This is a genomic window from Streptomyces sp. NPDC000878 (assembly GCF_053599695.1).
On record NZ_JBSFMT010000031.1, the window covers coordinates 31,684 to 52,141 of the forward strand.

The window sequence follows — 20,458 nt, forward strand, 5'->3', positions numbered from 1 at the left end:
CGTCGTAGCTCCTCGGTGATTGCGGGGGAGGCGGCGGCTCCGTTGACCCCGCGTGAGCGAGATGTTAGACAGCGGTAAGCGGTATACGCAATGCTGATTGCACATGTTGCAACGCGCGCTCGTGCGGCGCATTACAGTGCGGCGCAGTCGAATCAGGGAGGTTCCATGGGCACCGAGAGCAGCGAACGTGCGGGGGCGCTCGCCCGCCTGGCCACCGAACGCGTCGACGCCCGCTTCAAGGGCCTCCCGCCGGACGCCGCCGGGCTCACGGTCGGCGAGCTGACCGCCGAGCGCCGCAACCTCTTCACCGGCGGCTTCACCACCCCCGTACTCACGCTCTCCGCCGAGCACCTCACCCACAACCTGGAGCTGATGGAGACGTACGCGACCCGCCACGGCCTCTCCTTCGCCCCGCACGGCAAGACCTCCATGGCCCCCCAGCTCTTCCAGCGCCAGCTCGACCACGGCGCCTGGGGCATCACCCTCGCGGTCCCCCACCAGGTGCGCGTGGCAAGGGAGTTCGGCATCCAGCGCGTCTTCCTGGCCAACGAACTCGTCGACCCGTCCGCCCTGCGCTGGATCGCGGCGGAGCTGACGGCCGACCCGGACTTCCGCTTCGTCTGCTACGTCGACTCCGTGCGCGGAGTGGAACTGATGGACGCGGCTCTGATGGGCGCCGGGGCCCGCCCCCTGGATGTCGTCGTCGAACTCGGCGCCGGTGAGGGTGCCCGGACGGGTGTGCGTATGGAGGCGGAGTGCGCGGCGGTCGCGGACGCCGTGGCTGCCACCGGGACTCTGCGGCTGGTCGGGGTCGCGGGGTACGAGGGCGAGGTGCCGGACTCCGACCCGGAGCGGGTGCGGGCGTGGCTGCGACGGCTGGTGGCGCTGACGGCGGACTTCGACAAGGCGGGCCGGTTCGCCGACACGTCCGTCGAGGAGATCGTGGTGAGCGCGGGCGGCAGCGCCTGGTTCGACGCGGTCGCCGACGTCTTCGCGGAGATCCCCGAACTGTCGCTCCCGGTACTGAAGTTGCTGCGCTCGGGGGCGTACGTCTCGCACGACGACGGCCACTACCGCGAGATCACCCCGTTCAACCGGGTCCCGGAGGAGGGCGCCCTGGAGCCCGCGTTCCGCCTCTGGACGCAGGTGGTGTCCCGCCCGTCCCCCGAGCAGGCCTTCGCGAACGCGGGCAAGCGCGACGCGGCCTACGACCTGGATCTGCCCTTCGCCCAGGTCGTACGGAGGGAGGGCGCTGCGGAGCGGCCCGCCACCGGCATCTCGGTCACCGGCCTCTCCGACCAGCACGCCTGGCTGCGTACGGCCCCCGGGGCGGATCTGGAGGTGGGCGACTGGCTGGGCCTGGGCCTCTCGCACCCGTGCACGTCGTTCGACAAGTGGCAGCTGATCCCGCTGACAGAGGCGGACGGCACGGTAGTCGACTACATCCGCACGTTCTTCTAGACCGAAGAGCGCAGACCGAGGATCGAAGGAGGCCTGGCATGGAAGAGCTGGTCATTCGGGACGCGGACGTCGTGGACGGCTCGGGCGGCCCGTCGTACCGCGCGGATGTGGTCGTGGACGGTGGCCGGATCGTCGGGATCGTCCAGGAGGCGGCGGCAGCGGGCTGCCAACGCCCGAGGGCACGGAGGGAGTTGGACGCCTCCGGGCTCACCCTCTCCCCCGGCTTCATCGACATGCACGCCCACAGCGACCTGGCCCTCCTCCGCGATCCCGACCACAGCGCGAAGGCCGCGCAGGGGGTGACCCTCGAAGTCCTGGGCCAGGACGGGCTGTCGTACGCCCCGGTCGACGACCGCACCCTCGCCGAGGTCCGCCGCGCGATCACCGGCTGGAACGGGTACGGCGACGACATCGACTTCGACTGGCGGTCGGTGGGCGAGTATCTGGACCGCCTGGACCGGGGTTTCGACGGGGAGGGCATCGCCGTCAACGCGGCCTACCTCATCCCCCAGGGAACCGTCCGCATGCTGGCCGTCGGCTGGGAGGACCGGGAGGCGACGCCCCAAGAGCTGGACCGGATGCGGCAGTTGGTCGCGGAGGGGATGGAACAGGGCGCGGTAGGCATGTCGTCGGGGCTCACGTACACGCCCGGCATGTACGCCAAGGACGCCGAACTCACGGAACTGTGCCGGGTGGTGGCGCGGTACGGCGGCTACTACTGCCCGCACCACCGCTCGTACGGGGCGGGGGCGTTGGAGGCGTACGCGGAGATGGTGCAGCTGGCGAAGGAGGCCGACTGCCCGCTCCACCTGGCCCACGCCACGATGAACTTCGGCGTGAACAAGGGCCGAGCCCCAGACCTCCTGACCCTCCTGGACGAGGCGCTGGCGGCGGGGGCGGACCTGACCCTGGACACGTACCCCTACACACCAGGCAGCACAACGCTGGTGGCGATGCTGCCGAGTTGGGCGAGCGAGGGCGGCCCGGAGGAGATCCTGAAGCGCCTGGCGGACCCCGACACAGCCGAACGCATCCGCCACCACATGGAGATCGTGGGAGCGGACGGCTGCCACGGCGTCCCCATCGAGTGGAACACGATCGAGATCTCGGGCGTGACGGACCCGACGCTGAACGACTTCGTGGGCCGCACGATCCAGGAGTCGGCGACTGCGCGAGCCGAGCCCCCGTGGACGACGGCCCGCCACCTCCTGCTGACCGACCGCCTGGGCACGACGATCCTCCAGCACGTCGGCCACGAGGAGAACGTCCGCGCGATCATGCGCCACCGCGTCCACACGGCCGGCTCGGACGGCATCCTCCAGGGCACGAAACCGCACCCCCGCGCGTACGGCACGTTCCCGCAGTATCTCGGCCGGTACGTACGGGAGTTGGGGATCCTCTCCCTGGAGGAGTGCGTGGCCCACCTGACCTCACGCCCGGCGGCCCGCCTGCGCCTCCCGGACCGAGGCCTGATCCGCGAGGGCTACCGAGCCGACCTGGTCCTCTTCGACCCGGCGACGGTGGCAGCGGGCTCGACGTTCGAGACCCCACGCACACTACCGACGGGCATCCCGTACGTGCTGATCGACGGCCGGTTCGTGATGGAGGACGGCCGCCGAACAGACGTACTGGCGGGCAGGTCGGTCAGGAGAACCCCGCGCCCCTAAGGGGCGCGGGGAACTGCGCGACCAGCCACAACGCAGCGGCAGCCGCGCCACAACCGATCCCACCCCCCACGGAGCGCTACGGCTTAGGCAAGGTGCAGCCGCTCGCGCTCAGGTCCAACTTGTTGTCGAGCCCGAAGCACGCAGGAATCTGGTAGGTCTCCTGCGCGTAGTTGATGCCCTCGCGCACGGTCACCGTGCCGTTGGCGTCAACCTCACACGGGTTGTTGTCGGTACAGGTGCCGCCATCCTCATTACCGGTGTTGTTGACGGCAACGACATTCCCCGTGGCGTTGTCGACGACCGGCGACCCCGAGGTCCCGCCGATGGTCTGGCAGGCGGAGGTGTAACGGACCGAGTCCTTCCAGGTCCACTCCCCCTCCTTGAGCCGGTAGGCGAAGCCGTCGATGTTGCAGGCGTACGTCCGCTTCCAGTAGCCGGAGACGACCGTGATCGCGGTACCGGCGACCGGGTGGGTGTCGTTGAGGGTGAGCGGGCTGATGCCGTAGCTGCTGGCGATCTGCGCGTACGTGGTCGTGAGCTGGTAGATCGACACGTCCGTGTCGGTCATCGTCGCGTACGCGATCTTGCTGGCGCGCAGGGTGGCGACGCGGGTCGCCGCGGCGTTGAGCAGCCCGAAGGTACGGGTGGACGCCTGGTCGACGATGACCTCACCGGCGGCCGGGAAGCCCGTCTCCAGGCAGTGCCCGTTGGACATGACCAGCGCCGGGTCGTCGGACTCGGAGCTGGGGAAGCGGACGAGCGAGCCGGAACAGTTGGAGAGCGAGACGGTGCCGGCGAAGTTGACGGCCTGGATGGCCGGGGCGGCAGCCGCCTTGACGGTGGTGCTCGCGGCGATCGTGGTGCTCTTCCCGACGGACACGGCCGTGTCGGCCTGCGCGGCGACCGCGGGTACCGCTCCGGCCCCGGTGATCACCAGGGCTGCGAGCGCGGCAAGGAGAGGCTTGTTCATGTGGGGGGTCTCCTCTGAAACTCTGAAACTCTGAGACGGCGGCGACCGGAGGTCTTCCGGCCACACCCCGTCTTGTCATGTGCATTGTGAGCACAGAGGGGCTGGTGGGCAAGGAGTTGTTTCAGGACGCGCTGTTTCAGGACGCGCGTTGGCGGATTTCCGTACACGCGTCGTCGATGTACTCGAAGAGCGTGTTGCCGCCGTCGGCGATACGTGCCCCGAGTTCGCGGGAGCGCCGCTCGCGGGCGGGGGTGACCCGGCCGGCGAAGAACACCGCGGGACCGTCGAAGAGCCGCAGGGTCCGCCAGTTCGCGAGGTCCCGGAAACCGGCGTCCGGGTCCAAGCTGCGGGCCACGTCGGAGATCAGCACGTCCACCTGCTGGGTGCTGAGGATCCGCTCGGCGGTCCAGCCGTTCTCGGCCACCAGGACATCGGCGCCGTGCGCCTCCAGATGACGCCGGTAGGTCCGGTTCCGCTCCGGACGGTCGTCGACCCAGAGGATGAGCATCCCCCGGTAGGCGGAGGCACCCACGGCCGTCTCACCGTTCTCCGGATCGTCCTCGGCCCGGATCGAGGTGACCGGCGCCGCCCCGCCCTCCTGCAACTGCGTGACCAGTTCGTCCACTTGGGGCAGCGCCATCCACTCCTCGACGAGGTGGACGAAGTTCTGGTCGCGCACGAGGACCGGGAACGCGGTGGGCAGTTCCTCCTCCAGCCGGGCGAGGACGGCTTCCCAGCTCTCCGCGTCCTCCGGCTGCGGTTCGGGCAGACCGTGCCCGGTCACCGAGTCCACCGTCGTCCGCCAGACCTCGGGAACCGCCTGCTCCCACCGGCTGAGCACCCGCCGGGCCGTCCGGTACTCCAGGAACTCACGGGCCGCGTGCGCGTACGTGCCGTCGCCCGCGACGAGCAGCCGGTAGAAGTCCGCGTACAGGTGCTGGAGCAGCAGCGTCCGCACGACCGCCTCCGACTTGAACCGCGCCCAGACCGGGTTGAGCGCGCACTCCAGACCGAAGCCGTTGATGAGCCGCTTGATCCGGCGCGGATTGCGGGCGGAGCGGTCGGCGATGAGCCGGACCAGGTCGTCGTCGAACAGCTCGCGCAGTCCGGCACGCTCGGCGCAGTGGCGGACGTACGTCTCCAGGTCGGGGCCGCCCGCCACCGGCAGCCGGTAGCTCGTCTGGAAGACCTTCTCCATGAACGCGGACCCGGCCGGACCGAGGTCCCGCAGCAGCCCGGACGGTCCGAGCGCGGCCCGGTCGCAGCCGATGACGAAGGCCAGCCCCGGCACGTCCAGATAGACCTTCACCGCCTCGCAGACCGCGAGGACCGTCTCCTCCGAGCAGCGGTCGAGGTCGTCGACGAAGACGACCAGCAGCCGACGCGGTTCGTGCTCCGCCGAGTCGGCCCACTCGGTGGCGAGGTCGCGCAGCGCGTCCCGCATGTCGTTGCGGGCCTTCGGGTCGACCGACAGGTCACGCCAGAACTGGTCGACGAGCCCGGCCACCCCGAACGGCGCCGAGGCGATGGTGAGCGTCGCCCGCACGGCCCGTATCAAGGTCCCGTGTTCCGACGCACCGTGGATCATCCGCCGCAGCAGACGCCGGTCGAACTTCATCAGGACCGACTTGATGAGCCCTTCGAGCGCGTCGGCGCCGGTGGAGGTCCAGGCGTTGTACCAGACGATCTCGACGTCCTCACGCTGCCGCAGCTCGGCCTCGACGAGCCGCATGAGGCTGCTCTTGCCCATCCCCCACCCGGCGTCGACGGAGAGAGTGAAGGGGGTCGCCGTCCGCGAGTCGTGCAACAGCCGGGCCAGTTCCCGCGCGGCCCGCCCGGTGCCGAGCAAATCGGCTTCCGGCACGGTCACGGGCTCGTCGTTCAGCAGCGAGAATTTCATGAGCCGCCTCCCCCCTCCATGAGATCGCCGGGTCAACATACCCAGGTCCAGAGCTACTTGGGCTTCTTGGTGGCGCCCTGTCCCCGGCCCGGGTTGCTTCCCGAGTTGCCCGGGCCCGAGTCCTCGGTCGCCGTGGCGGTGGCGGTCGGTGAGGCGGAGGCTGCCGTTGCGGCACCGGAAGGGCCGGCTGACGCCGTGCCGCCGGACGCGCTCCCGACAGCACGAGCAGCGGACGGCCCCTCGGACGGCCCGGTGGTGACGGGGTCCGAGAAGGGGGTGGCGGACGGCTCCCCCGGCCCCTTGGCCGAACTCACGGACGCCCCCGCCGACGGACGCACCCCGTCCTCACCGTCCCCCGTGGACGCGTCCGACCCGACGAAGCCCACGACCAGGGCGGCCACCGACACCACACCCACCCCGCCGACGACGGCACCGACGAGCAGACCGCGCCGCCCCGACGCCCCCTCCTTCCGGCGCCGCCCACCGCCGCTCCCTGCTCCCGTGCCCGGGGGCGCACTCGTCACCGGCAGCTCGGCCGTCGCGTCGTACGCGTTCTGCCAGCCATGGGCCGCGGCCGGGTCCGTGTACGCGTCGTACGCCGGGGCCGGGCCGGGGTCGGCCTGCGGGTGGTACACGTTCGGCTCCTGCGGGGGCCCGGCCGACTCCGGGCGGGCACCCTGACCGTCGTACGCGCCGACCGCCCCGACCGGCTCGTTCGCGCCGTACGTCTCGCCGTCCGCGCCGTGCGTCCCGTTCTGCCATGACATGAGCGCGCATTCCAGGGACGAAAGGGCTTGCGGAGACAGTCGGGGACGGTTATCGCCGGGAACCTGCGCGGCGACGCGCCCGGCCACCCCCACCCCGATCTCACGTGGCGGATAACACGAAGCCCGACGCGTTACCGCCCCGTAAACTCACCGCCATGCAGCTGATCCAGTCGACCAAGCTCGCCAACGTCTGTTACGAGATCCGGGGCCCGGTTCTCGAAGAGGCGATGCGGCTTGAGGCGGCAGGCCACCGCATCCTCAAGCTGAACACCGGCAACCCGGCCGCCTTCGGCTTCGAGGCCCCGCCCGAGATCCTGGAGGACATCCTCCGGAACGTGTCGTCGGCCCACGGCTACGGCGACGCGAAGGGCCTGCTGGCCGCGCGCCGGGCGGTCGTCATGCACAACCAGACCCTCGGCATCGAGACGGACGTCGAGCACGTCTTCGTCGGCAACGGCGTCTCCGAGCTGATCGTGATGGCGATGCAGGCCCTGCTCGACGACGGCGACGAGGTGCTCGTCCCCGCCCCCGACTACCCCCTGTGGACGGCGGCGGTCTCCCTGTCCGGCGGTACGGCGGTCCACTACCGCTGCGACGAGCAGTCCGACTGGATGCCGGACCTCGCGGACATCGAGCGCAAGGTCACCGACCGCACCAAGGCGATCGTCATCATCAACCCGAACAACCCGACGGGCGCGGTGTACGACGACGCCATGCTCCGGGGGCTGACAGACATCGCCCGCCGCCACAACCTCCTGGTCTGCTCGGACGAGATCTACGACAAGATCCTGTACGACGGCACCACGCACACCTCGACCGCGAAGATCGCCCCCGATCTCCTCACGCTCACCTTCAACGGCATGTCGAAGGCGTACCGCGTCGCCGGTTACCGGGTCGGCTGGATGTCCATCTCCGGCCCGCGCGCGCACGCCGACTCCTACATCGAGGGCCTGACGATCCTGGCGAACATGCGCCTGTGCGCGAACATGCCGGGCCAGCACGGGGTGGTCGCCGCGCTCAGCGGACGCCAGACGATCAACGACCTGGTGCTCCCGGGCGGGCGGCTCAAGGAACAGATGGACGTCGCCTACGACCTGCTCACGCAGATTCCGGGCGTGACGTGCGTACGACCCAAGGGCGCGCTCTATCTCTTCCCGCGCCTGGACCCGAACGTCTTCAAGATCAAGGACGACCGGCGGATGGTCCTGGACCTGCTCCGCCGCGAGAAGATCATGGTCGTGCACGGTACGGGCTTCAACTGGCCCGAGCAGGACCACTTCCGCGTCGTGACACTGCCCACGGTCGGCGACCTGCGCGACGCGGTGACCCGCATCGGCACGTTCCTGGACGGCTACAGCCAGCCGTAGCAAGGAGCCGTAGTCAGGGGCTCACTGTCCGCGACCGGGATCAACTTTAGACGAAATCTAAGCTAGGATGGTTTCCTGTCAGCGCACAGGAGGCCATCTCCCCATGTACGAACCGATCCGCACCCCGTCGGTCCACAGCACGCTGGCCGGCGCCGCCCCGGACTTTCCCCACAGATCGCGCGAGGAAGAGCTGGACATCCAGCTGGCCGGCCACCTCGCCGCACTCCTCACCGCGACCGACGAACTGCGCGCCGTCGCGCCCTCCGCCGACCTGGACACGGCCGCGGAGCGGCTGACCGCCGAGGTGAGCAGGTTGCGGCGCGGGCGTACGCCGGCCCGTGCATCGGCGCCCCGCAGCGCCGGCCCCGATGTCGCCGCCCTGCACCGGCGGGCCCACGCGCTGGCCGGGCGGGCCCTGGTTGTCGCGGCCTCGCGGGCCGATACGGCCGCCGCGATCCTGGCCGCCGAACGTATGGACGCCCACGCGGAGGCCAGCGGGCCTCGCGCGCTCGCGTCCCGCTAGCCCCCCCTCCCGGGGCTCCCTCGACGGCCCCGGTCCGCGCGCTCCCGCAGCGACGTGCGGACCGGGTGCCACGCACTGCGTTCGCTTGAGCAGGGTTGATTTTGTGGCCCCGGGTCGATGAAGTGCCGTTGGTTGCGGTGCGATTCGCCGTAGGGGTTCTGTGGTGTGCGGCTGCGGCCCGTCCGTGGCTTGTCGCGCAGTTCCCCGCGCCCCTTTCGGGGCTACCGCCCCTCAGGGGGGGTGCAGTCCCGCTGGTTGACCGGGGCGCGTTGCGTACCGGGACGGGTGCTTCACCCTCTGTTCATGCTTCTGGGCGGGGAACGTTGGGTTCCGGGAGCACGCTCTCGGCGTGAGACGAATCGTAGGGATTGTCCTCGCGGTCCTGCTGATCGGTGGCGTGGTGGCAGCCGTCGTGGCGGGCCGGGACAACGGGGACCAGGGCACGGCAACGAAGACCGTGCACGGAGTTGTGGGATCGGAGAAGGCCGAGTTCTTCGCCGATCCCGATGTGGTGAAGGCCCTTGCCGCCAAGGGCTACACCGTGCGGACGGAGACCTCCGGGTCGTGGGCCATGGAGGGCCTCGACCTGAAGGGCTACGACTTCGCGTTCCCGTCCAGCCAGGCCCCCGCCGACGAACTGGCCGCCAGGTACAAGGCACGCCAGCCGCTGCCGAGGCCCTTCTACTCGCCGCTCTTCGTCGTGGCCCACCGCAACGCCGCCGAGGTGCTGGCCGCCAACGTCGTGAGCCCCACCGATCCGCAGAGCGGGCTCGACGCGATCCGCCGGGACACCGACGCCCTCGAAGCCGACGGCGACACCGCGATCTACACCTCGCTGGAGAAGGCGTACGAGCAACTCGGCGCCGACCGCGACACGTTCACGTCGATCGTGCTGATGACGGACGGCGAGAACACGGCGGGCGCGAAGGCGGCGGAGTTCGACGGCTTCTACCGCCAACTCCCTTCCCACCAACGGGAGATACCCGTCTTCCCCATCCTGTTCGGCGACTCCGACCGCGCCGAGCTGGCGCACATCGCCGAGCTGACCGGCGGCCGTCTCTTCGACGCCCAACAGGGCTCGCTCGACGGCGCGTTCAAGGAGATCCGTGGCTACCAGTAGATCCGTGACCGACAGCAGGTTCGTGGGGTTTCTGGAGTCCCGGAAGAACATCGCCGGCAGCGCGTGCGGGCTGGTGGGCCTGGTGCTGACCTTCACGGGCGTGGCGGGACCGTACTGGCCGGTCGTCGTCGCCGGTCTGTACGGCGCGGGCGCGCTGATCGCCCCGCCGGAGCGGCAGCCGCTGCCGGAGTTTCCCCACCCGTCGGCCCAGATCTCCGCCCAACTCGACGAGCTGCGCGGGGACTTCGAGCGGCTGGGCGCCTACCTGGGGCAGGTCGAGCTGCCCCCGGCGGCGGCCGGGCAGGTGACCGAACTGTCCGGGCTGGTCGGTGCGTTGCTGGAGCCCGGGTGGGTGACGGACGTACTGGCGCAGGACCCGGAGGGCGTGCACGCGCTGTCGCGGATCGTGCGGCAGGATCTGCCCGAGGCGGTCGACAGCTTCGTACGGGCGCGGTGGTGGACGCGGCTGACGCCGGGTCAGGAGCCGCCGGAACGGCATCTGGAGCGGCAGCTCGGGCTGTTGCGGGACGAGGCCGAGGGGCTGGCGGCGGGCCTCAGGGAGATCGAGGCCCGCCGCCAGGAGTCGCACACCCGCTATCTGGAGGGCCGGGGGCCCAGGAGCGGCGGGCTCGGCGACTGACGTACGCCGTCGGTCGTCGGTCGTCAGGGGCAGCTGATGCGGACGTCGCCCGGGTCGGTGGTGCAGGTGTCGGAGCCGGTGCCGCCGTTGGCGGTGTCGTTGCCTCCGACGCCGTCGGCGGTGATGAGCCGGTCGTTGCCGATGCCGCCGTTCAGGGTGTCGGCGCCGGACGCGCCGTCGATGTTGTCGTTGCCGAAGTTGCCGTGGACGGTGTCGTTGCCGTTGCCCGCGCGGATGATGTCGTTGCCGCCGAGACCGCAGATCACGTCGTTGCCGCCGGTCCCGTTGAGGGTCTCGGCGGCGCTGGTGCCGGTGATCGTGCAGCCCCGGGAGTTGTTCACGGCGGTGGTCGCCGTGGCGGTGTTGTTGGCCGGGATCGGGTCGGTCTGGGTCGCGGCGGCCGTGGCGGTGTTCCTGAGGGTGCCGGTGGCGCGGGGTTCCACGACGATCGTCACCGTGGCGCCGACGGTACCGGCGGCGAGGGTGCCGAGGTCGCAGGTGGCGCCGGTGGCACTGGTCGTACAGCTGCCCTGGGTGGTGGTGGCGGAGACGACCGAGGCGGCGGGGCCGCTGAGCGTGTCGGTGAGGGTGACGCCGGTCGCCGTGGTGGCGGCAGTGGTGTTGGTGACCGTCACGGTGTACGTGGCACGATCGCCGATGCTCACCGTGCCGGTGCCGCTCTTCGTGACCGACAGGTCCGGGGCCGTCGGGGGCGGAGTGGTGCCACCGCCCTCGAAGCGGGCCAGGGCGAAGTCGCTGTCCGGTCCGCCCCCGCCGGCGGCGACGATCCGGCTGGCGGAGTCGAGCCGCACGCCGTACGCCACGTCGATGCCGCCGAAGTCCGCGGTGGCCCGCCCGCCGGTGCCGAAGCCGCTGTCCAGGCTGCCGCCGGTGGTGTACCGCAGGACCGAGAAGTTGCCGGCGGTGCTGCCGACGGTGACGATCCGCCCGTCCGGCTGGAGCACCATGTCGGTGGCGCCGGCGGCGGGCGTGACGACCCGGCCGTCACCGTCGAAGCTCGTGTCCGGGCTGCCGTTGGGGAGGTAGCGGGCCAGCGCACCCCGGTCGTCGCTGCCGCCCGCTGCGACGATCCTGCCGTCGGGCTGCACCGCCAGCGACTCCACGGCCTCGTAGCCGCCGAAGTCGGTGCGGACGATGCCGTCGCCGTCGAAGCTCGTGTCCACGCTGCCGTCGGCGTTGAAGCGCATCAGGGCGAAGTCGAAGCGGGTCGAACCGACCTCGCCCCCGACGACGATCTTCCCGTCGGGCTGCAACGCCAGGGCACGGCCGTCGCCGCCCTCCTGGAGGACCGGCCCCGCCGGATTGGCGGTGACCGTGCCGTCGCCGCCGAACGTGGTGTCCGGCGTGCCGTCAGCGGTGAGGCGGAGCACCGCCATGTGGCCGCCCGTGTAGCCGGCCGCGACGATCCGGCCACTGGAGTCGATCGCCACGTCCTTGGCCTCGGTCGGACCCGCGATGTCGGCGAAGACCCTGCCGTCGTCGCTGAAGGTGTTGTCCAGGGTGCCGTCAGGGTTGTAGCGGGCCACCACGAACCAGCAGCAGTCCTCGTACTCCCGCCAGCTCATGCCCACGACGACGATCTTGCCGTCGGCCTGCAGCGCCACGGCGTTGGCCTCGCTCCACTGGAGGGCCGGGCCCATGTTGTTGACGGCGGTCGTCACTGTGCCGGCCTCGTCGCCGTCGGCGCCGCCGAAGCCGGTGTCCAAGGTGCCGTCGGCGTTGTGGCGCGTCAGCGCGAAGCGGCTCTCCAGCAGCGATTCGTCGGTGGAGGCGCCGACGGAGACGATCTTCCCGTCGGGCTGCACCGCCACATCGCGGGCCTGGTCACCGTCGGCGAAGTCGGTGAGCACCCTGCCGTCGCCGCTGAAGGCGGGATCCAGATCACCGGGGGCGGCGATCGCGGTGCCGGGCAGAACCAGGACGAGCGTCAGTCCGACGGCCGCCACGACGCCGGTCCGGGCCGCCCATGACCTGCGGTGCCCTTCGCGGTACCGGCGCCAGGCCGGTCGTACATGAGAGATGAGCATGTCGGCAGCTATGCGCCGAACACACGGCGTTCCACCCGCCCGGGGGCCGCATTGCGCTCTCTGGCCGCCGGAAAACCATCACCCCGGGTGATCAACCGTACGAAGGTACGACTGTATGTACGACCCGTGGGGATGGCGGTCACCGCGGCCGGCCGTGACGACGTCGCAGGTCAGGGCAAGTCCGACCGGCCGCGGAGTTTTTCGGGCCGTGAGGCCGTGGGGCCGTGGGGGTCAGCCCAGACGCTGCACCAGCGCCCGGTACTCGTCCCACAGCTCCTTCGGGGTGTGCTCGCCGAACGTGTTGAGGTGCTCGGGGACCAGGGCGGCCTCCTCGCGCCACACGTCCTTGTCGACCGTGAGCAGGAAGTCGAGGTCGGACTCGGAGAGTGCGAGACCGTCCGTGTCGAGCGCGCCCTTGGCCGGCAGCACGCCGATCGGTGTCTCGACGCCCTCGGCCCTGCCGTCCAGCCGGTCCACGATCCACTTCAGGACGCGGCTGTTCTCACCGAAGCCGGGCCAGACGAACTTGCCCTCGTCGTTCTTCCGGAACCAGTTGACGTAGTAGATCTTCGGCAGCTTGGACTGGTCCTTGTCCTTGGCCACGTCGATCCAGTGGGCCATGTAGTCGCCCATGTTGTAGCCGCAGAACGGCAGCATGGCGAAGGGGTCCCGGCGCAGCTCACCGACCTTGCCCTCGGCGGCGGCCGTCTTCTCGGAGGCCACGTTGGCGCCCAGGAAGACACCGTGGTTCCAGTCGAAGGACTCCGTGACGAGGGGTACGGCGGTGGCGCGCCGCCCGCCGAACAGGATCGCCGAGATCGGCACGCCCTTGGGGTCCTCCCACTCGGGCGCGATGATCGGGCACTGGGAGGCGGGGGTGGTGAAGCGGGCGTTGGGGTGGGCGGCCGGCACGTCAGAGGACGGCGTCCAGTCGTTGCCCTTCCAGTCGGTCAGATGGGCCGGAGTCTCCTCCGTCATGCCCTCCCACCAGACGTCGCCGTCGTCGGTCAGCGCCACGTTGGTGAAGACCGAGTTGCCCCACAGGGTCTTCATCGCGTTGGCGTTGGTGTGCTCACCGGTGCCGGGCGCGACGCCGAAGAAACCGGCCTCGGGGTTGATGGCGTACAGCCGGCCGTCCTCGCCGAAGCGCATCCAGGCGATGTCGTCGCCGATCGTCTCCACGGTCCAGCCGCGGGTCGTCGGCTCCAGCATCGCGAGGTTCGTCTTGCCGCAGGCCGACGGGAATGCGGCGGCGACGTACTTGGACTCGCCCTGCGGAGGCGTCAGCTTGAGAATCAGCATGTGCTCGGCGAGCCAGCCCTCGTCCCGCGCCATCACGGACGCGATGCGCAGGGCGTAGCACTTCTTGCCGAGCAGCGCGTTGCCGCCGTACCCGGAGCCGTACGACCAGATCTCGCGGGTCTCCGGGAAGTGCGAGATGTACTTCGTGGAGTTGCACGGCCACGGCACGTCGGCCTCGCCCTCGGCCAGCGGCGCCCCGAGCGTGTGCACGGCACGCACGAAGAAACCGTCGGTACCGAGTTCGTCGAGGACCGGCTGCCCCATGCGCGTCATCGTGCGCATGGACACGGCGACGTACGCCGAGTCGGTGATCTCGACGCCGATCGCGGAGAGGTCCGAGCCGAGCGGGCCCATGCAGAACGGGACGACGTACATCGTCCGGCCCTTCATGGAGCCACGGAAGACGCCCTTCTCCCCCGCGAAGATGTCCCGCATCTCGGCGGGATCCTTCCAGTGGTTCGTCGGACCCGCGTCCTCCTCCTTCTCGGAGCAGATGAAGGTGCGGTCCTCGACACGCGCGACATCGGTCGGGTCGGAGGCCGCGTAGTAGGAGTTGGGGCGCTTGATCGGGTCCAGTTTCCTGAAGGTGCCTTTTTGGACGAGCTCTTCGCACAGTCGCTCGTACTCGGCCTCGGATCCGTCACACCAGACCACGCTGTCCGGTTGCGTCAGTTCTGCGATCTCGTTCACCCACGAGACCAGTTGCTTGTGGTTGGTCGGGACGGTGCCGGAGAGGGAGGTGCCAGAGAGAACGGGAGCCGCGATGTCGCGCGCCACGATTGCTCCTTGAATGAGGGTTTTTTGTTGACTGCCCCTTGGGGGCCGCGACCCGGATGCTTCACGGAATGGATCTCTGGCGCTCATCCGGTGCCGACCGCACTCATTTGATCATCCGACTGGAGCGCCCATCTGTCCAGAGGGCCCTACACCTGAGCGACGTGACCATCGCCACTCACCCGCTGCCCGCTCAGAGGTTTCCTCCGGGTCACCACGCATTCACCTGCAGTGCCCGAACGCCAAGGCGCGTGAGAGGATGGCCACTTCTCGCCCCTCCCTGTGCCGCACTGACACGTAACTTACGGTTACGTAGGTACGATGCCGGTCATGACTGCGTCCGCCCCCGACGCGCCTCTGGACTCGCCGACCGTCGGCCGTGGTCCCATGGCGCTCTCGCTGCCACATTCCGATGAGATCAAGCCCAAGCTGCGCGGCTGGCTGCATCTCGGCATGTTTCCGGCCGTACTCATCTCCGGTCTGGTGCTCACCGCACTCGCCGGTTCGAGCCGGGCGCGCATCGCCTGCGGGATCTTCACCCTCACCGCCTGCCTGCTGTTCGGCGTGAGCGCGCTCTACCACCGGGGCACCTGGAGCCCGCGCATGGACGGCGTCCTGCGCAGGCTCGACCACGCGAACATCTTCCTGATCATCGCGGGCACCTACACACCGCTGACGATGCTGCTGCTCCCGGAGAGCAAGGGGCAGTGGCTCCTGTGGGGCATCTGGGGCGCGGCCGCGGCGGGCATCGCCTTCCGGGTGTTCTGGGTCGGCGCCCCGCGCTGGCTCTACACCCCCTGCTACATCGCGATGGGCTGGGCGGCCGTCTTCTTCCTGCCGGACTTCATGCACGCGGGCGGCATCACCGTCCTGGTGCTGGTCATCGTCGGCGGCCTGCTCTACAGCGCGGGCGGCGTGATCTACGGCATCAAGCGCCCCAACCCGTCACCGCGCTGGTTCGGCTTCCACGAGGTGTTCCACTCCCTCACCCTCGCGGCGTTCGTCACGCACTACGTGGGGATCTCACTGGTGGCGTACCAGCACTAGTCCCCTCGTCTCCCCCTACTGGCCGCGGCTTCCGAGCCGCGGCCATTTTTCATGCCCGGACACTCCCACTCCAGCCCCCTCCGGGAAACGGATTGACACTCACCACCTTTTGAGAGCTACTCTCATTTCATGGCTACTGTCACCAACACAGACGTGGGCGTGGAAGACGCCCCACCCCTCGACCCCCGCCGCTGGTGGGCCCTGGGCGCCCTGGTCTCGACCATGCTGGTCCTCGGCTTCGACATGACGATCCTCAATGTGGCGCTGCCGACGATGGCCGAGCAGCTCGGCGCGTCCACCGGCGAGCAGCAGTGGATGGCGGACGCCTACATCGTCGTGTTCGCGGCGCTGATGCTCCCGGCGGGCCTGCTGGGCGACCGCTTCGGACGGCGCCGGATGCTGATAGCCGGCCTCGGCATCTTCCTGGCCGGTTCACTGGTCGGCGCACTGGCCCCTGACGTGAACTGGGTCGTCGCGGCCCGCGCGCTGATGGGCGTGGGCGCGGCCCTGGTCATGCCCCTGGGCCTGTCGGTCCTCCCGTCCCTCTTCCCACCGCACGAGCGCACCAAGGCCGTCGGCATCATCTCGGCGGGCTCGGCGCTCGGCATGCCGCTGGGCCCGATCATCGGCGGCTGGCTCCTGAACCACTTCTGGTGGGGCTCGGTCTTCCTGATCAACGTCCCGATGGTCGCCATCGGCATCACGGCCTGCCTGTTCCTGCTCCCCGAGACCAGCGACCCGTCCTCCCCCAAGGTGGACATGGTCTCCACCGCGCTCACGGCGACGGGCCTGGGCGCACTGATCTACGCGATCATCGAGGCCCCGGGCCGAGGCTGGACGGACGCGTTGGTCCTGGCCCTGTTCGCAGCGGCGGCCGTACTCCTCACCACCCTGGTCCTCCGCGAACGCCGAGCCACCCGCCCCATGCTCGACATGACACTGCTCTCCCAGCGGGGCTTCCTGCTGAACACGGTCGCGGCGACGCTGGTGATGTTCGTCCTCTCCGGCCTGATGTTCGTCCTGCCGCCGTATCTCCAGGCGGTGCTGGGCACTGACGCGCTGGGCACGGGCGTACGGCTGCTGCCGATGATGGGCGGTCTGATAGTGGCCGCGCGGGCGGCACAGCCCGTAGGGGCAAGGTTCGGCTCAAGGGCAACAGTGACCGTGGGCCTGGTGATCCTGGCCTTCTCGGCGATCCTGGGCAGCCGTACGACAGTCGACGCGGGCTACGGCTACACGGCCCTGTGGCTCACCATCGCCGGCCTCGGCTTCGGCTTCGCCGTCGTCCCGGCGATGGACGGCGCCCTCGCCGCCCTGCCCGCCGACCGCGCGGGCAGCGGCTCCGGGCTCCTGATGACGATGCGCCAGGTCGGCGGCGCGATCGGCATCGCGCTGCTGGGCAGCCTGCTGGCGGGCACGTTCCGCGACCGCCTGGACGTCACGGGCCTGCCCGCCGGCGCGGCGGACACTGCCGGGGACTCGGTGGTGGCGGCGCACCTGATAGCGGAGAGAACGGGTTCGGCACAGCTGCTGTCCTCCGCGAACAGTGCGTACGTCCATGGCATGGGCGTCGTCCTGCTGGTGAGCGGAGTGGCGGCTCTGGTGGCGGCGCTGCTGGCCGGAGCGTTCCTGCCCAACACCCCGGAAGCCGTGGCCGGTCCCCCGGCCGAGACCCCGGCCGAGACCCCGGACATGGCGACCGACCGGCCCGATGGCCGACAATGACGCGTATGACGGCCGCACGAACCTCTCCCCTCACCGACCTCCCCCAGCTGGGCCTCCGTGAGCGGAAGAAGATCAAGACCCGGATGGCGATCCGTGCCGCGACGTACGAACTGATCGAGGACCAGGGGTACGACGCCACGACGATCGAACAGATCGCCGAGCGCGCCGAGGTGTCGCAGTCCACGGTCTTCCGCTACTTCCCCACCAAGGAGGACATCGTGCTCACCGACGAGTACGACGCCCTGATGGAGGAGGAGCTGCGCGCCCGCCCGGCGGACGAACCCTGGTTCGACTCCCTGCGGTACGTCCTGACGAAGGCCCTCGGTGCCGCCCGGGCCGAGGAGCCCGAGATCACCCGCCTGCGCAGCCGGCTGATGCTTCAGGTACCGGCGGTCCGCTCCCGCATGATCGAGAGCATGTCCGACACGGGCCGCCTCCTCTGCCGAGTCATCGCGGAGCGCACCGGCCGCGACTCCACCGACCTGGAGGTCCGCGTCTACGCGATGTCCCTGATCGGCGGCCTGTCGGAGATCACCATCTACTGGGCGGAGAACAACTGCGAGGGCGACTTGGGCGACCTGGTGAACCGAGCGCTGAGTGTCTTGGAGCATGGGTTGCCGGGGGAGTGAGTCAGGGGGCGAGGCGTCTTTCTCGCCCCCGCCGCCCCTACCCGTCCCATCCTCGGGGGGCTGCGCCCCCCGAGCCCCCGCTACGGCCCTGAACGGGCCTTGTCCTCAAACGCCGGACAGGCTGAATACCCAAGCTCCGGCCGGCACCATCCAGCCCGTCCGGCGATTGAGGACAAGCGCGTTCGGCGCGAGCTTTTCCCCACCCACCCCACCGCACCTTCACCCCGGACCCCAGGCACCCCAGCCCGTCCGGCGATTGAGGACGAGGCCGTCCAGGCCGAGCTTTTTTACCCACCCACCCGCCGCACCCTCCACCGCAGCCCCCAGGCACCCCAGCCCGTCTGGCGTTTGAGGACGAGGCCGTTCAGGCCGAAAGGGGGGTCTGGGGGCGCAGCCCCCAGGGATGGGACGGGTAGGGGCGGCGGGGGCGAAAACAACCCCACTACGGACCGCACCCGTTTCAGCCACCCAACGCGACCCGCAACCCCTCCGGATCAGTAGTCGGCGCATCACACGTGAAGTTCCGGCACACATACGCCGTCGGCGCACCCCCCACCAACGGCCGCCCCGCAAGCAACGGCAACTCGTCACTGTCCGCAGCCCCCACAGCGACAACAGCCCCCGGAGCGGTAGCGAGAAGTGCCGTACGGTGCAGCGCAACTGTGGCCGGATCCCCCAGCGACGGCCCGACCACCGCAACCTCCCGAGGCCCGTCGAGCAACGCCTCGGCAACAGCCAACCCCCACCCGATGAACCGAGGCACACGCGGCCCAAGCGCCTTCACCACCCCCAACGCCCGCTCGGCGGCAGCCCGATGAGGCTCGGCCCCGGTCTGCGCGGCGTACCCGAGCAACGCCCCCGCAGCAGCACTCCACCCGGAGGGAACCGCGTTGTCGGTAGGGTCCTGAGGCCGCCGGATGAGCTGCTCGGCGTCACTCGCCGTGTCGTACAGGGAACCTGACTCCGCGTCGACGAACCGCACGAGCACATGGTCGAGCAGGAACCCCGCGAACTCCAGCCACACCCCCTCCCCCGTCACGGAGGCCAGCGCGAGGAACCCCTCGGCGACATCGGCGTAGTCCTCCAACACCCCGGCGTTCGCCCCGACTTGACCGTCCTTGCTGGTACGGGCAAGGTGCGCCCGGTCGTCCAGATGAACCCGTACGAGAAGATCGGCGGCGGCCAGCGCGGCGTCCACGAGGTCGGGCCGCTCGAAGTAGGCGCCGGTCTCGGCGAGAGCGGCGACGGCGAGCCCGTTCCAGGCGGCGACCACCTTGTCGTCGCGCCCGGGAGCGGGCCGCGCGGCACGGGCGTCGAGCAACCGCACCCGGATGGACTCGACCTTCTCGGCGTCGAACACCCCCTCGTGCTGCGGAAGTTGAAGGACGGAGGCCCCCTCCTCGAAGGTGCCGTCCACCGTGACCCCGAAGTAGTGCGCGGCAAGTTCCGCGTCCTCATCGCCGAGCACCTCGGCGAGCTGGGCCGGCGTCCAGACGTAATAGGCACCCTCGACATGTCGACCAGCCCCGTCATCGCTGTCGGCGTCGAGCGCGGACGCGAACCCCCCTTCATTCGTGCGGAGTTCACGCACCATGAAGTCGGCGGTCTCCAGAGCGACGCGCCGGGCGAGTTCGGAGCCGGTGGCACGCCAGAGGTGGGCGTACACACGGCACAGCAGCGCGTTGTCGTACAGCATCTTCTCGAAGTGGGGCACGACCCACTCCCGGTCGACGGAGTACCGGGCGAAGCCGCCACCGAGCTGGTCGTAGATCCCGCCCCGGGCCATGCGCTCACAGGTGTCCTGGGCCATCTGCAACGCCCCCTCGGACCCCGTACGGGCCGCGTGCCGCAGCAGGAACTCCAGCACCATGGACGGCGGAAACTTCGGCGCCCCGCCGAACCCGCCGCGCTGGGCGTCGTACTCCCGGGTGAGCCCGAGCAGCGCCCGCGCCTGCTCCTCCTCACCGGGCGCCTCGGTACCGCCGTACTGGATCTCCCGCTCGGCGAGGTCCCGCGTGATCTTCCCGGCGACCTCGGCGACCTCGTCCCGCCGGTCGGTCCAGGCGGCGCGGACCCCCTCCAGCACCTGCCGGAAGGAGGGCATACCGCTGCGGGGCGCGGGCGGGAAGTACGTACCGAAGTAGAAGGGCTCGGCCTCGGGCGTGAGGAACACCGTCATGGGCCAGCCGCCCTGCCCGGTCGCCGCCTGGACGGCCTCCATGTAGACGGCGTCGACGTCCGGCCGCTCCTCACGGTCGACCTTGACGCTGACGAAGTGCTCGTTGAGGTAGCCGGCGGTGGCCTGGTCCTCGAAGGACTCGTGAGCCATCACATGACACCAGTGACAGCTGCTGTACCCGACGCTGAGCAGCACCGGTTTGTTGCCCCGACGCGCCTCCTCGAACGCCTCGGCCGACCACGGCCACCAGTCGACGGGGTTGTCGGCATGCTGGAGGAGATAGGGGGACGTCTCATGGGCCAGTCGGTTCGGCATAAGGCCCATCCTGCCGCAGGAGGA

General features: G+C 70.1%; 14 protein-coding genes and 2 pseudogenes. 10 read left to right on the forward strand and 6 right to left on the reverse strand.

The genetic code is table 11. From position 1 onward, the window contains the following. Positions 1–165 precede the first annotated feature (165 nt). Together ACWDR4_RS25925 and ACWDR4_RS25930 are read left to right on the forward strand one after the other, a co-directional pair. The gene (locus ACWDR4_RS25925; RefSeq protein WP_450412104.1) at positions 166–1,461 is read left to right on the forward strand and encodes an amino acid deaminase; all 1,296 of its coding nucleotides are present in this window, start codon (positions 166–168) and stop codon (positions 1,459–1,461) included. 38 nt (positions 1,462–1,499) lie between these two features. Further along, positions 1,500–3,128 (forward strand): N-acyl-D-amino-acid deacylase family protein, encoded by a 1,629-nt coding sequence (locus ACWDR4_RS25930; RefSeq protein WP_450412105.1) that lies wholly within the window; start codon positions 1,500–1,502, stop codon positions 3,126–3,128. A gap of 76 nt (positions 3,129–3,204) precedes the next feature. Here ACWDR4_RS25930 and ACWDR4_RS25935 read toward each other — a convergent pair whose 3' ends face one another. The 3 genes from ACWDR4_RS25935 to ACWDR4_RS25945 all read right to left on the reverse strand — a co-directional run bounded on the left by ACWDR4_RS25935 (position 3,205) and on the right by ACWDR4_RS25945 (position 6,765). Beyond that, the gene (locus ACWDR4_RS25935) at positions 3,205–4,098 is read right to left on the reverse strand and encodes a S1 family peptidase (RefSeq protein WP_450412107.1); all 894 of its coding nucleotides are present in this window, start codon (positions 4,096–4,098) and stop codon (positions 3,205–3,207) included. A gap of 136 nt (positions 4,099–4,234) precedes the next feature. Next, on the reverse strand, positions 4,235–5,998 hold the full coding sequence (locus tag ACWDR4_RS25940; RefSeq protein WP_450412109.1) for a P-loop NTPase fold protein: 1,764 nt from the start codon (positions 5,996–5,998) through the stop codon (positions 4,235–4,237). Positions 5,999–6,051: 53 nt separating this feature from the next. Next, on the reverse strand, positions 6,052–6,765 hold the full coding sequence (locus ACWDR4_RS25945; protein ID WP_450412111.1) for a hypothetical protein: 714 nt from the start codon (positions 6,763–6,765) through the stop codon (positions 6,052–6,054). Between the two features lie 155 nt (positions 6,766–6,920). Here ACWDR4_RS25945 and ACWDR4_RS25950 point away from each other — a divergent pair, with 155 nt between their 5' ends. The 5 genes and pseudogenes from ACWDR4_RS25950 (at position 6,921) to ACWDR4_RS25970 (ending at position 10,415) form a co-directional block, all read left to right on the forward strand. After that, a complete protein-coding gene (locus ACWDR4_RS25950) occupies positions 6,921–8,132 on the forward strand; it encodes a pyridoxal phosphate-dependent aminotransferase (protein WP_450412113.1) in 1,212 nt (403 codons plus the stop codon). A 103-nt stretch (positions 8,133–8,235) separates the two neighbouring features. Beyond that, on the forward strand, positions 8,236–8,655 hold the full coding sequence (locus tag ACWDR4_RS25955; protein WP_450412114.1) for an SCO4983 family protein: 420 nt from the start codon (positions 8,236–8,238) through the stop codon (positions 8,653–8,655). A gap of 349 nt (positions 8,656–9,004) precedes the next feature. Beyond that, positions 9,005–9,412: pseudogene (locus ACWDR4_RS25960) on the forward strand (hypothetical protein); the annotation flags it as partial. Beyond that, positions 9,392–9,775 (forward strand): annotated as a pseudogene (locus tag ACWDR4_RS25965) (vWA domain-containing protein); the annotation flags it as partial. The pseudogenes ACWDR4_RS25960 and ACWDR4_RS25965, both read left to right, overlap by 21 nt. After that, entirely contained in the window at positions 9,762–10,415 is a 654-nt protein-coding gene (locus tag ACWDR4_RS25970; RefSeq protein WP_450412116.1) for a hypothetical protein, read from the forward strand. The pseudogene ACWDR4_RS25965 and the gene ACWDR4_RS25970, both read left to right, overlap by 14 nt. A 23-nt stretch (positions 10,416–10,438) precedes the next feature. Here the strand turns inward: ACWDR4_RS25970 and ACWDR4_RS25975 are convergent, their stop codons facing one another. After that, positions 10,439–12,463, reverse strand: a complete 2,025-nt coding sequence (locus tag ACWDR4_RS25975; RefSeq protein ID WP_450412117.1) for a calcium-binding protein — start codon at positions 12,461–12,463, stop codon at positions 10,439–10,441. Positions 12,464–12,694: 231 nt separating this feature from the next. Continuing rightward, the gene (locus tag ACWDR4_RS25980) at positions 12,695–14,542 is read right to left on the reverse strand and encodes a phosphoenolpyruvate carboxykinase (GTP) (RefSeq protein ID WP_450412119.1); all 1,848 of its coding nucleotides are present in this window, start codon (positions 14,540–14,542) and stop codon (positions 12,695–12,697) included. Between the two features lie 327 nt (positions 14,543–14,869). On the opposite strand from ACWDR4_RS25980, the gene trhA reads away from it, so the two are divergent. The 3 genes from trhA to ACWDR4_RS25995 all read left to right on the forward strand — a co-directional run bounded on the left by trhA (position 14,870) and on the right by ACWDR4_RS25995 (position 17,940). Continuing rightward, positions 14,870–15,586 carry a PAQR family membrane homeostasis protein TrhA gene (gene trhA / locus ACWDR4_RS25985; protein WP_450412121.1) on the forward strand — a complete coding sequence of 239 codons (717 nt, stop codon included), beginning with the start codon at positions 14,870–14,872 and terminating at the stop codon, positions 15,584–15,586. 129 nt (positions 15,587–15,715) lie between these two features. Then, a complete protein-coding gene (locus tag ACWDR4_RS25990; protein ID WP_450412123.1) occupies positions 15,716–17,311 on the forward strand; it encodes an MFS transporter in 1,596 nt (531 codons plus the stop codon). Positions 17,312–17,316: 5 nt separating this feature from the next. Beyond that, complete coding sequence (locus ACWDR4_RS25995) at positions 17,317–17,940, forward strand: TetR/AcrR family transcriptional regulator (protein ID WP_450412125.1); 624 nt, start codon at positions 17,317–17,319, stop codon at positions 17,938–17,940. A gap of 460 nt (positions 17,941–18,400) precedes the next feature. Here ACWDR4_RS25995 and ACWDR4_RS26000 read toward each other — a convergent pair whose 3' ends face one another. Beyond that, positions 18,401–20,434 (reverse strand): thioredoxin domain-containing protein, encoded by a 2,034-nt coding sequence (locus tag ACWDR4_RS26000; protein ID WP_450412127.1) that lies wholly within the window; start codon positions 20,432–20,434, stop codon positions 18,401–18,403. Between the last annotated feature and the right edge of the window lie 24 nt (positions 20,435–20,458).

Excerpts from the sequence above, each read along its gene's own strand:
- ACWDR4_RS25925 (WP_450412104.1), top strand. The coding sequence starts at position 166 with ATGGGCACCGAGAGCAGCGAACGTGCGGGGGCGCTCGCCCGCCTGGCC.
- ACWDR4_RS25930 (WP_450412105.1), top strand. The coding sequence starts at position 1,500 with ATGGAAGAGCTGGTCATTCGGGACGCGGACGTCGTGGACGGCTCGGGC.
- ACWDR4_RS25935 (WP_450412107.1), bottom strand. The coding sequence starts at position 4,098 with ATGAACAAGCCTCTCCTTGCCGCGCTCGCAGCCCTGGTGATCACCGGG.
- ACWDR4_RS25940 (WP_450412109.1), bottom strand. The coding sequence starts at position 5,998 with ATGAAATTCTCGCTGCTGAACGACGAGCCCGTGACCGTGCCGGAAGCC.
- ACWDR4_RS25945 (WP_450412111.1), bottom strand. The coding sequence starts at position 6,765 with ATGTCATGGCAGAACGGGACGCACGGCGCGGACGGCGAGACGTACGGC.
- ACWDR4_RS25950 (WP_450412113.1), top strand. The coding sequence starts at position 6,921 with ATGCAGCTGATCCAGTCGACCAAGCTCGCCAACGTCTGTTACGAGATC.
- ACWDR4_RS25955 (WP_450412114.1), top strand. The coding sequence starts at position 8,236 with ATGTACGAACCGATCCGCACCCCGTCGGTCCACAGCACGCTGGCCGGC.
- ACWDR4_RS25975 (WP_450412117.1), bottom strand. The coding sequence starts at position 12,463 with ATGCTCATCTCTCATGTACGACCGGCCTGGCGCCGGTACCGCGAAGGG.
- trhA (WP_450412121.1), top strand. The coding sequence starts at position 14,870 with ATGACTGCGTCCGCCCCCGACGCGCCTCTGGACTCGCCGACCGTCGGC.
- ACWDR4_RS25990 (WP_450412123.1), top strand. The coding sequence starts at position 15,716 with ATGGCTACTGTCACCAACACAGACGTGGGCGTGGAAGACGCCCCACCC.
- ACWDR4_RS25995 (WP_450412125.1), top strand. The coding sequence starts at position 17,317 with ATGACGGCCGCACGAACCTCTCCCCTCACCGACCTCCCCCAGCTGGGC.
- ACWDR4_RS26000 (WP_450412127.1), bottom strand. The coding sequence starts at position 20,434 with ATGCCGAACCGACTGGCCCATGAGACGTCCCCCTATCTCCTCCAGCAT.